The sequence below is a fragment of the Chryseobacterium sp. SIMBA_029 genome (assembly GCF_046535275.1).
Taxonomy (GTDB): domain Bacteria; phylum Bacteroidota; class Bacteroidia; order Flavobacteriales; family Weeksellaceae; genus Chryseobacterium.
The window spans coordinates 1-292 of record NZ_JAWRXA010000180.1 but is presented as its reverse complement, the minus strand read 5'-3'; the positions used below and the strand labels follow the sequence as shown (position 1 = coordinate 292).

Here is a 292-nt window from a genome sequence, read left to right as displayed (position 1 = left end):
CAAGGACTTCACTGGCGCCGATCGCGATGTGGGCGATTTCCTCATGGAAGAAGTGGTCAAGTCGCTGCCCGACGACATGCATGAGTTTTTGCTGGCCACCTCATTGCTTGACAGGTTCAATCCGGAACTTGCAGATGCAGTACTTCTACGGGATGACAGTCGGTCAAAGATCGACTGTCTGGAGTCGAGAAACCTGTTCCTTTTCTCGCTCGATCGGGAAAGAGTCTGGTATCGATATCACCATCTCTTTGCAGAGCTATTGCGTAAAAGACTGCCAGAAAGCCGACGAGCC

1 protein-coding gene is annotated in these 292 nt (G+C 51.7%); it reads left to right on the top strand.

Going from position 1 to position 292, the window contains the following annotated elements; all coding sequences use genetic code 11:
* The coding region (locus SB679_RS23730) for a hypothetical protein (RefSeq protein WP_410704716.1) at positions 1–292 on the top strand (292 nt) is incomplete at both ends.